Consider the following 11,379-nt stretch of genomic DNA (forward strand, 5'->3'; position numbering starts at 1 on the left):
TCCGTGCGCTCCTCACCTAGGAAAAAATTATCCATCGCGAAATTATCCGAACGGTTATACCGGGCGGGAGTGGTTGAGCACCGTGCGATGCCGCAGAGGTAAGGTTTGTAATCGTACGTGCGGTTTTGGCTGCTGCCATGTGAGAACAGCTGCACTTCCGCGTCGGGCTATCGATGTGCCACGATCTTCGGTGCAAGACAACCGCGCGTGGTTTGCATCACTCGTACCATCGCTAGGCTACCGTTAGTCGTCGTATCCCGAATCGACTAAATCACCTTCTTTACGCTCCGCGATCAAGGCAGTCGGAGGTCGAGCAAGCAAAGCTCTTGGAGGGCTCTGAGGCGGTGCGGCAAGGTACTCCAAGCGCGTACAATCTTTCTCCGGTGGGACGATTGGCGGCTACTGCTGGACAGCACATTAGCGTGGAAATGATGATTGTCTTACGCACATCGCGTGCCCGAAAATCATGGTTTATCGGTAGTGATAATAGCGGTGGATGTCTTACCAGCTGTTTGCAAACTGCGCCTCTGAAATTAGGGGGCAGCCTAGCCTCATCGCTATTATTGCCGAGTCGCCTTTTTTGAATTAAGAGCCTTAGCCGGAGTGACCAATAGTGCCTTCTCAATATTCTAGGCGAGATGTCTCCCTCTCCTTTTCTAGTCAGGATGAGGGAGAAAATAATAATGGTTTAGCAGTTATTGGTTTGGGTTATGTTGGGTTGCCCTTGGCTGTTGCATTCTCCCAACGAAGGCCGGTGGTTGGATATGAGTCTAATCCTAAACGTCTTAAGAGCTTGCTTGAAGGCCAGGATCTGACGGGGGAGGTCAGCGAGTGCGAATTGGTTTGCGCGAAGGGATTAAAACTAATTGGTAGCCCCGAAGGGTTGGCGCATTGCACTATATTTATAGTGACTGTCCCTACCCCGATTGATGAGCATAAAAGGCCAAACCTTTCACCGCTAATTACTGCTAGTCGAATGTTGGGGAAATATCTCAAGCGCGGCGATCTGGTTATTTATGAGTCTACCGTATATCCGGGGGCAACTGAAGAAGAGTGTGTTCCGGTTCTAGAGTATGAGTCCGGGTTGCAATTTAATCGTGATTTTTTCATCGGCTACAGTCCAGAGCGAATAAATCCAGGGGATAAAGAACATCGTCTCGAAAATATAAAAAAGGTTACATCGGGCTCTACGCCTGAGATTGCGCGTCGTGTTGATGAGCTGTATCGAGAAATTGTTGTCGCGGGAACCCATCTGGCACCTAGTATTCGTGTAGCCGAAGCAGCAAAGGTTATTGAAAACACTCAGCGCGATCTAAACATTGCTTTGATCAATGAGTTGGCTATTATTTTCAATAAATTAGGTATAGATACCGAGGCGGTACTTGAGGCAGCCGGGACAAAGTGGAATTTTCTACCTTTTCGCCCCGGCCTTGTTGGTGGGCACTGTATCGGTGTTGATCCCTATTATCTCACGCATAAAGCTCTGGCCATTGGCTACCAGCCAGAAATTATTCTAGCTGGGCGGCGTTTGAATGATGGCATGGGAAAATATGTTGCGGGTCAAATGATAAAGGCTATGCTTAAACGGCGTATTTTGATCGAAGGTTGTCGCGTTTTAGTCATGGGGCTGAGTTTTAAAGAGAATTGCCCTGATTTACGTAATTCTAGAGTTATTGATATCGTTCGTGAGTTGATGGATTATGAGATTAAAGTGGACGTATTTGATCCCGTAGTTTCTCCCGAGGATGCTCTGCAAGAGCATAAGATTTCATTAGTCGATAAGCCTCAACCCGCCACCTACGACGGTATTATTTTGGCAGTGGCTCATTGTGAGTTTGTGCGTATGGGGGGGCATGAGATTCACCGTCTGGGTAAGAGAAATCATGTGCTCTATGATTTGAAATATATATTGCCTGCAGATCAGGCAGATCTCCGACTTTAAAGAACTTACCTGTGTCGAGTATAGAAATGCTCAATGACTATGCCACTAAATGCGAGGCGCTTAAAGCAAACCCAGCTGTTTGGTTAATCACCGGTGTTGCAGGCTTCATTGGTTCTAATCTACTGGAGGCGTTGCTCAAGCTGAATCAAAAGGTCGTAGGAATGGATAATTTTTCGACCGGGCAAGTCAGAAATTTAGAAGAAGTAAGAGCTAGTGTATCCGAGCAGCAGTGGCAGGCTTTCCGTTTTTATGAAGGTGACATACGAGATAGGGAGGCGTGTGAGCATGCTATAGCTGATGTTGATTATATTCTGCATCAGGCCGCGCTAGGATCGGTATCCCGCTCACTGGAAGACCCTATCAGCAGCCATCAAGTAAACGTTGATGGGTTCTTAAATATGCTGGACGTTGCCAGAAAAGCAAAAGTGAAGCGCTTCGTATATGCGGCCTCCAGTTCAACTTATGGCGATCATCCAGCGCTGCCTAAAGTGGAGGAGCATATTGGGCGGCCTTTATCACCGTATGCAGTAACAAAGTATGTTAATGAGTTATATGCTGAAATTTACAGTAGGTGCTACGCTTTTAACAGCATAGGTTTGCGCTATTTCAATGTGTTTGGTCCCCGACAGGACCCTTTTGGAGCTTACGCAGCCGTCATTCCCAAATGGATTGCGACTATGATCCGCGGTGAAAAAATTGTAATCAACGGCGATGGCAGCACTAGTAGAGATTTTTGCTTTGTTGAGAATGTAGTGCAGGCGAACCTTTTAGCTGCAGTCTCTGCGCCGCCGAGCTCTAGCGAGGTATATAATGTCGCATTGGGTAATAGAACGACACTCCACGAACTGTTTAATAGCATAATGAGAGTTCTAAGCGAGTTTGGGGTTATATATAACCAAGCGCCTAGCTACAGGGATTTTAGATCAGGCGACGTGATGCATTCGCAGGCTGACATAAGTAAAGCTATTAACGCGCTAGGCTACCGTCCTTCTCATCACCTGTTGGCAGGTCTGCAGGCTGCGATGCCTTGGTATCTCGATAATCTCAAGCAAATGGTTGAAACTCGTTGAAATCGGAATGCCAGCCTCTGAAAATCTTACACCTATGCACCTACTATGTAGGTTCGGTCGTATACAAGAATCTCTTTAAACAATTGGCTCGTGAGTCGGTAATAAATGAGCAGTACATTTGGATTCCTGTGCGAGATGAAAAGCACCGAGGGCTTAACGCCTCTGCTGAGCCTGGGGTTCATTATATATACAATAAATGCCTGAGTCTCCTGACTCGATTATCTTTTCTGTATAAAGTGGTGCGCTTGATTGTGGGCTTTCAATCTCAGGCGCGGCTGTCAAAGATAATCGAAGGCTGCAATATTATTCATGCTCATACACTTTATTCAGACGGCTTTTTGGCATATTTTTTAAGCCGTAGATATCGACTTCCATATGTGTTGAGTATTCGAACTACCGATGTCAGTATTTTTGAGCGCTGTTTGCCTCAATGGCGCTTCATGACGCGTCGCATAATAAAAAATGCACGCTGCTTGATTTTTATATCTCCGGCCCATAAGAGATATATTGAGTTAAGTTATTCTAATTTTTTACCGAGAACTCTATTGTTACCTAATGGCGTGGATGATTTCTGGATAAAAAATTCTCTCTTGAAACGGCCGCTAAAAAAGCAAGAGGAGCGACAGGGAATATACATAGGAGAAATTAATAAAAATAAAAATATCCGAAACTCCATACTGGCATTTTTTGAAGCCAATTGCGGGGTGCCCGCGCGCTTCACTGTTGTGGGAGGAGGCTATCAGGCCTATCGAACGATATTTGGGGACTTGGCAGAAGAGCTGATAGGTAAGGTCACCTTTGTTGAAAGAACGCAAGATAAAAATAAAATTATGGATTTGCTGCGCCACAGTCAAGTGTTGGTTATGCCTTCGTATATGGAAACATTCGGTCTTACATACTTAGAAGCTATTAGTCAATGCGTCCCCGTAGTCTACAGTCGTCACCAGGGCATTGATGGGCTGTACCCGGAGGGCTCGGTAGGCTTTAGCTGCAATCCAGCTGAACAAGACAGTATCGCCATGGCGATTAGCCTCGTATTTGATAGTTTTCCTGAGGGTTTGGTATTTTCAGAAAGAAATCCTGTCTGTGAGTTTTCCTGGGAGGCACGCGCCAAGCTCTTGCTGAGCCAAGCTTATTAGTATGAATATTATCTATCTTCATCAATATTTCACAACCCCTGAAAATTTTGGAGGGGTGCGATCATATCAATTTGCCAAACGTTTGGTAGAAGAGGGGCATCAAGTCGACCTGATTACCTCCTCCGCTTTTTTTCCTATCCCTCAGAAATCGCGTTTACAATGGGTGAGCCGACAGGAGGTAGATGGAATAAAGGTACATGTAATTCATGTGCCATATAACAATAAAATGAGTTTTTTTCGTCGGATTTATGCTTTTATTTTATTCATGCTTGTGTCGTCGTTCTACAGCTTAACCTTGCCTCGCTGCAATCTTTTATATGCGAGTAGCACTCCGCTAACGATCGCAATACCTGCTCTGATTTACTGCAAAATAAAGCGTGTTCCTTTGGTGTTTGAAGTTAGAGATCTCTGGCCAGACATTCCGGTCACCTTGGGTATTCTTCGATCTAAAGTGCTGATCAATATACTATATAGGTTCGAAAACCATATTTATCGAGTATCAAAAAAAGTGGTTGTGCTGTCGACCGGAATGCTTGACGAGTTGCTTAAGAAAGGTGTGCCGCAGAATAAAATTGTCGTGGTGCCGAATGCTTGCGATATCCAGGAGTTTACAACCGGTATTGGTGCGGATGATAACCTAGGTGTCCTGCGCGGAGAGTCTAATTCACGAATTTGTATTTACGCCGGGACATTTGGCTACGTAAATAATTTAGAGTATTTAATTAATTTGGCCGAGCAAATAGAAAAACTGAAAGGAAACGTGAAATTCCTTTTGATAGGTGACGGGGCCGAGAAGTTAAAGCTACAAAATTTGGTTCGTGATAAGGGGCTTGATCATTATGTGTTGTTTATGCCGTCAATGAGCAAAGCCAGATTGATCTCCTTCTTAAAGGCGGCCGATGCATGCCTTTCAATAGTGCGTGATGTTCCAATTTTATATAATAATTCAGCCAATAAATTCTTCGATTCGTTGGCTGCGGGTAGGCCTATAATTATCAATTATGGTGGCTGGCAAGCCGAAGTAATTGAGGAGAATAAAATTGGGCTTGTTCTAGGAATGGATAGCAAAGAAAGTGCTCGCAAGCTTATTAGCTTTCTTGGTCAAATCGAAGCGGTAAGCGCTGAGCGTATACTGGCCGTTGCGCGCGAGAACTATTCGAGGGATGGGTTGTTTGAGAGACTTTGCAATGAAGCTCTCTATCCAAGTGCGTTGATAGAATTATAAAAATACAGTAGTGCTTTGTGAGGAAATTGTGGTTGGCTGGAATGAAAAAAGCTAGGGATTTTTAAATGCAAAAGGTTGCGGTTTTTACAAGTACTCGAGCTGAATATGGATTGCTTTATTGGCTGATAAAAGACTTACATGAAAGTGAGGATTTTGAGCTGCAGCTAATAGTTTCGGGTACACATTTGTCGCACGAGTATGGTTATACAGTAAATAATATTATTTCGGATGGTTTTAGTCCAACAGAATGTATCGCTACACTGATCTCAGATGATTCTCCACAGGCGATTACTCGTTCGTCAGCCATGCTCGCGATAGCGTTAAGTGAGTATTTCGCACGTGAGAAGCCCGACTATTTCGTCGTTCTAGGCGATAGGATTGAGCTTCTGGCTGCGTGTGAGGCTGCGATTATTGCCAAAGTGCCCATCGTCCATGTGCATGGCGGGGAAATAACCGAAGGTGCAGTGGACGATAAAGTACGGCATGCGATCAGTAAACTTTCGAGTTTGCATTTCACCTCCACCGAAGCTTATCGACGCCGTGTTATCCAAATGGGGGAAAGCCCTGAGTGTGTAATAAATTGTGGTGCTCTAGGATTAGAGTCTTTGGTGCGGCAAGGCATTTTGGCTCGTGAAAAAATGGCGGAAGTAGTAGGTATCGGCCCGCAAGAGAAGTATTTTCTCGTGGTTTATCACCCAGAGACAAACAAAGACTCCGAGAATATCGATGATCTTCTGGCTGCTTTGTCTGATTACTCGGACATTAAGAAGGTTATTATATATCCTAATTCCGACATGATGAGCCGAGACATTATTGTGGCGATAGAGAACTTCGCTGCACGATTCCCAGATGACGTCTTATTGATTAAATCACTGCAGCGAGAGTTTTATCTTTCATTGATGCAATATTGTGAGCTTTATATTGGAAACTCATCTTCTGGGATTATTGAAATGCCTTCGCTCAAGCGCCCAGTAATCAATATTGGCGATCGTCAGAAGGGGCGCATTCGCTCACCATCTACGCTCGATGTTCAGCTTGATTATCAAGAAATTTCCGCGGCAATGCGAAAGGCACTATCGGAAAATTTCCGAGATTATATGCTCGGCGTGGAAAACCCCTATTACGGTGCTTCCCCATCGAGGGTCATCGTCGATACCTTACGCGCGCAAAAAGCAGGTATCCAAAAGAAGTTCTTTGATGTGGAATTCGAATTATGAACGTTTATGTGATTGCTGAGGCGGGTGTTAACCATAATGGATCCTTAGAGTTGGCTAAGGACCTAGTTCGGGTGGCAAGTGAATGTGGAGCCGATGCAGTAAAATTCCAAACATTCGTCACAGAAAAACTAGTGACACGCCATGCGAAAAAGGCCGAATATCAGATTGAGAATGATATTGGCTCTTCGACTCAGGCTGAAATGCTCAAGCGACTTGAGTTGAGTTATGAAGATTTTATTGAACTGAGTGAAGAATGTAAAAAATATAACATCGACTTCATGACAACCTGCTTTGATAAGGAATCTCTCGATATTATATGTCGAATGACATTGCCCAAAGCACTTAAGATTGGTTCTGGCGATCTGACAAATCTGCCATTCCTGATCGAACATGCCCGCAAAGGCATTAATATCATTATCTCCACTGGCATGGCGACTCTTTCTGAAGTCGAGGATGCGCTCGCTGCTCTGGCGTTCGGTTATCTGACGGACGATGACACGCAGCCTAGTAACTATCGTTGGCTGAAGCATAACTACTTTACTGCCGAGGCCATTGAGCAAATCCAAGACAAGGTTACCCTGCTGCATTGCGTAACGGACTATCCAGCCCGACCTCAGGATCTGAACCTTGATGCTATTCGGCAGCTCCGGGAAGCCTACAAGCTACGTGTCGGCTATTCAGATCACGCGTTGGGGATGGAAGCATGCTGTGCAGCCGTTGCGTTAGGGGCTACTTGCCTTGAAAAGCACATCACCTTGGACAAATCCATGAGTGGGCCAGACCATGCTGCATCCTCCTCACCCCAAGAGTTCAAGGAGTTCGTCGCGGCAATCCGCAATCTTGAACTTGCCCTTCGACCCAAAATCAAAGCGCCGACCAAGCGCGAGTTGGCCAATCTTGAGGTAGCCCGCAAATATCTGGTTGCTGCTACCGACATTGCGCCAGGCGAGCTGTTCACCAAGGACAATATGGAAATTAAGCGATCCGCAGCCGGGATGTTGCCCAACCAGTATTGGGATTTGCTTGGTGAGCCAGCACGAAAGGCCTATACGGTAGGGGAAAGCATTTGAGTTACGCTGCTGCCAACAAACGCTACCTAGTTGTCATTCCTGCCCGGGGAGGTAGCAAGCGCCTGCCTGGCAAGAATTTAATGAAAATTGACGACCATTCCCTGATAGGCCGAGCGATTCTTTGTGCGAAGAATGTGGTCAATGGGGATATATGCATCACGACGGATGACTTGGCGATTGCCGACGAAGCTCGTCGCTATGGCCCCTATGTTCCGTTCATGCGTCCTGAGTACTTGGCTACGGATGATGCCAAGACCATCGATGTAGTCATGCATGCCGTTCAATGGTTTGCTGACAACGGTCGTTTTTTTGATGCGGTGGTCGTTTTGCAGCCCACTTCGCCCTTGCGTTCGCAAAAGCACTTACGAGAAGCAATTGCGCTGTTCGAGCGGCTGGAGGCCGAAGCGGTTGTCTCCATATGCAAGCTTGAGCATCCGCTTGAGTGGTGTGCTGAGCTTGGCCCTACTGGCAGCATGGAAAAATTCGGCGAGACGCTGGGCGCGCAGAAGCGCTCGCAGGAGTTTACCCAGCGCTACAGACTGAACGGCGCGATTTATATATATGACATTAAGGCGCTCAGCTCGTCCCGTGCGTTTTTTTATAATGATAGAACCTTCGCCTACGAAATGGATATTGCATCATCCATTGATGTTGATACGTCCACCGACTTTCTACTGGCTAAGTTTTGGAACGATATAATCTAGGTGCAACGATGAAAAATGTTTTATTAGTGGGTGCTGGAAACCTGGGACGACGGCATTTACAAAGCCTGAAAAACAGCCGATATCCAATCAGGATATTCGTTGTAGAGTCGTTCGACGAGGCACGGTCGTTGGCCAAATCAGCTATGGAGCAGGCCCCAGGCAGCCAACCCGAGAAAATAGTTAGTTTTCACGGTTCGCTCGATGATATTGACCAGAAAATCGATATTGTCATCGATGCGACACCTGCAACTGGGCGTCTAGAGATACTGAGACGCACCTTAAGTCTAGGTGCAAAAGACCTTGTTCTGGAAAAGGTAGCGTTCAACTCGGTAGGTGATATTGACCAGGCGGCTGCATTAATCGAGCAAACTTCGGCACATGCGTGGGTTAATTGTCCGCGCCGGTTAAATCCGTTTTATATCCAGCTGCGCACAATTTTGCAAAATGAGGCAATCATTCGATTCGAGGTCAGTGGCGAAAATTTTGGTATGGCCTGTAATGCTATTCACTTTATAGACTTGTTTAGCTACTTAGCTCAGCGGCACACCTATACTATAAGCTTGGATAAAGTGCAGAATATTGTTCCTAGCAAGCGCAGTAACTATATTGAGTTTTTTGGAGCAGCAGTTGGTGCTTTTGACTCCGGTCCCGAGTTCAAGATTGACTGCCGCGAAGGCCCGAGCGGAGTTAGCTTCGATATTCGAGTTGTCACGTCTCTCAATGAGTACCGCATCAATGAGATCAGTGGTCAGATAAAAGTTACTGATCAAAACGGCAGATGCGAAACTCAAGATTTTCGCCAGCCTTATCAGAGCGAGCTGACGGGGCCGTTGGTCGATGCAATAATTGAAACCCAGCAGTGTGGACTTACGACATTTTCCGAGTCGATGGCATTGCATCGACCGTTCATCAATGCCGCATATGAACTGTATGCCTCGAAGTATGAAGAAAACGATATGAAAACGGTGCCGATTACATGAGTATGAATGTTCTGGTCGTGGGCAGTGGGGCAATGGCCAAAGAGTACATTAAAGTACTGAAAGCGCTGAATACCCCTGTAACGGTTGTAGGGAGAAGTACTACAGGTGTGGAGAATTTTAAGCGCGATACGGGGATAGTTGCATTATCCGGTGGCCTGGAAGCAAATATCGGCACGCTCGATATCGCGAGCTTCACCCACTGCATTGTTACTACCAACGTAACGCAGCTTTATGGCAACGTTCGTAGTCTTTTGTTTGCAGGCGCGAAAAAGATTCTCGTCGAGAAGCCGTTCGTCTTGGACCAAGAGTCGTTGGATGATGCCTATCGCCTGGCCAAAGCCAATTCTGCTGAAGTCTTCATTGCCTACAATCGGAGATTCTTCAGCTCGGTGATCAAGGCCCGTGAAATCATCGAGGCCGACGGCGGCTTGGAGATGGTCAAGTTTGATTTCACCGAGTGGGCTCATGTTATCGAAGGGCTGGAAAAAGACCCCTATGAAAAGGCCCGTTGGCTATTGGCCAATTCGACTCATGTGATTGACCTTGCGTTTCACCTCGCCGGCACGCCAAAGGAATTAACTGCTTATCGTGGCGGCGCGCTGAGCTGGCATCCGAGCGCAAAAGTGTTCTCCGGTGCAGGTATCAGTCAGAACGGTGTGCTTTTCTCCTACGGCTCTGACTGGGGCTCGGCAGGCCGCTGGTGGCTCGAACTCTTCACGCCGTTGCGCAAGCTGCGCCTTTGTCCAATGGAGAAGCTGCTGGAAACCCGAAAGGGGACGGTGGCAGAACAAGAAATTGTGCTTGACTGCGAAATGGATAAAAAATTCAAGCCGGGGTTGTATCGCCAAACCGAGCTTTTTTTATCTGGCAATGCCGGTGGGCTATGTACGTTCAGCGAACTAAAGGAGAGATATAATTATTTCTGCGATATAGCCGGTTATCCCAATAATGCTTAGTCTTTACAAAAGCAAACTGGTACCTGTACTGGTTCGTTTTGTAAGATCGGCCCCCATATTTGTTATAACAAGTATGGGGTTTCGTTTTTTATTCATTGCAATGCAAGTGCTCTCAATCTGGTTCATTTTTGGGTGGGTCGGGGGAAAGGTCAATGGGCATGTTTTGGATATCATTGGTTTGCCAGCAGTCTCATATGTTTATCTCTGCATTGGCGCGGCTGGATTTATTAGCGCAACTTTGTTCTCGTTGCTTTCTAAGATAAGTATTTTGAAAGCCACGTTCAAGTTCGAGAGAGTTGTAGTCGAACAAAGCCTAGTGAATGGCGTTATAGTGACTAAGGGGGACTTAAAGAGCATCGTAAAATTGATTATCTCTATCATGGATGTTGCTGTTCCTCTTGGGATGATACTTCTCGTATCGGCATTGTGGTTATTTATAACCCCTTACAGTTTGTTGTTATTTGTTTTTTTTATATTAGTGGGGACGTGGTTTCTAAAAAAAGGTGTAGGCTTTTCTGCGAAACGGTATAGGGTTGTTTCGGCTCGAAACAAAATAAATAGTTATTTTGGTAGTGAGGAACATCTGGCGTTCTATAGGATACTGCTTTTGCCGAATTATATAACGCTTATTTCGGTGGTGATAGTCGCTGTGTCAATTGTAGTAAGTATAGTTGCTGCTAAGTTATACTTTGCCTCGCATGGAGGGCAGGTTGGATATATGGCGATACTTACTGGTGTCGCTTTTCTGCAAGTAAGGTCATTCGGTAATGTTGTATTAAGGGCCGGTGCATATAATAAGAGTCTTGCTGCTATCTATGATGTATTGATCGCAAAAAAGGCTAGGGGATGAGAATTATATTTCTATTGGGTTCGCTTAGTTCTATGGCGGCCAAGCAATTGCTTAGGTTAAATGGCGATAGAATATATTATTTTTCAACTCATGAAGTTTCGCTACCTGGGGCTCAAGTTTCGTGTTACCAGTTGCCTAATCCACAAGTGGACTCTATGAAAGAAACAGATATCGTAGAAAGTTGCATCGAACGCAACATACTACGTCTAGCTTCGCTTGGTGATGA

Annotated in this window: 10 protein-coding genes; all 10 read left to right on the forward strand. The window is 45.8% G+C overall.

Annotation, left to right across the window (positions count from 1 at the left end; translation table 11 throughout):
* Positions 1-697 precede the first annotated feature (697 nt).
* The 10 genes from tviB (at position 698) to AC0ZJQ_RS07675 (ending at position 11,153) form a co-directional block, all read left to right on the forward strand.
* Positions 698-1,942 (forward strand): Vi polysaccharide biosynthesis UDP-N-acetylglucosamine C-6 dehydrogenase TviB, encoded by a 1,245-nt coding sequence (tviB, locus tag AC0ZJQ_RS07630; protein ID WP_223250062.1) that lies wholly within the window; start codon positions 698-700, stop codon positions 1,940-1,942.
* 26 nt (positions 1,943-1,968) lie between these two features.
* The gene (locus tag AC0ZJQ_RS07635) at positions 1,969-3,012 is read left to right on the forward strand and encodes an SDR family oxidoreductase (protein ID WP_077683927.1); all 1,044 of its coding nucleotides are present in this window, start codon (positions 1,969-1,971) and stop codon (positions 3,010-3,012) included.
* Between the two features lie 83 nt (positions 3,013-3,095).
* Positions 3,096-4,151, forward strand: coding sequence for a glycosyltransferase family 4 protein (locus tag AC0ZJQ_RS07640; protein ID WP_476477625.1), 1,056 nt, complete (start codon positions 3,096-3,098; stop codon positions 4,149-4,151).
* Between the two features lies 1 nt (position 4,152).
* Positions 4,153-5,376 carry a glycosyltransferase family 4 protein gene (locus AC0ZJQ_RS07645; RefSeq protein WP_081973326.1) on the forward strand — a complete coding sequence of 408 codons (1,224 nt, stop codon included), beginning with the start codon at positions 4,153-4,155 and terminating at the stop codon, positions 5,374-5,376.
* Between the two features lie 65 nt (positions 5,377-5,441).
* On the forward strand, positions 5,442-6,593 hold the full coding sequence (neuC, locus tag AC0ZJQ_RS07650) for a UDP-N-acetylglucosamine 2-epimerase (protein ID WP_043296643.1): 1,152 nt from the start codon (positions 5,442-5,444) through the stop codon (positions 6,591-6,593).
* Positions 6,590-7,663 (forward strand): N-acetylneuraminate synthase, encoded by a 1,074-nt coding sequence (neuB, locus tag AC0ZJQ_RS07655; RefSeq protein ID WP_043296642.1) that lies wholly within the window; start codon positions 6,590-6,592, stop codon positions 7,661-7,663. The genes neuC and neuB overlap by 4 nt, the downstream gene beginning before the upstream one ends.
* The gene (locus AC0ZJQ_RS07660) at positions 7,660-8,367 is read left to right on the forward strand and encodes an acylneuraminate cytidylyltransferase family protein (RefSeq protein WP_043296641.1); all 708 of its coding nucleotides are present in this window, start codon (positions 7,660-7,662) and stop codon (positions 8,365-8,367) included. The genes neuB and AC0ZJQ_RS07660 overlap by 4 nt, the downstream gene beginning before the upstream one ends.
* A gap of 8 nt (positions 8,368-8,375) precedes the next feature.
* Positions 8,376-9,347: a Gfo/Idh/MocA family oxidoreductase gene (locus AC0ZJQ_RS07665; protein WP_081973325.1), complete on the forward strand. Its 972-nt coding sequence runs from the start codon at positions 8,376-8,378 to the stop codon at positions 9,345-9,347.
* Positions 9,344-10,303 carry a Gfo/Idh/MocA family oxidoreductase gene (locus AC0ZJQ_RS07670; RefSeq protein WP_043296639.1) on the forward strand — a complete coding sequence of 320 codons (960 nt, stop codon included), beginning with the start codon at positions 9,344-9,346 and terminating at the stop codon, positions 10,301-10,303. The genes AC0ZJQ_RS07665 and AC0ZJQ_RS07670 overlap by 4 nt, the downstream gene beginning before the upstream one ends.
* 163 nt (positions 10,304-10,466) lie before the next feature.
* Positions 10,467-11,153, forward strand: coding sequence for a hypothetical protein (locus AC0ZJQ_RS07675; RefSeq protein WP_476477626.1), 687 nt, complete (start codon positions 10,467-10,469; stop codon positions 11,151-11,153).
* Positions 11,154-11,379: the final 226 nt, after the last annotated feature.

Source organism: Stutzerimonas sp. 21-1, assembly GCF_056336065.1.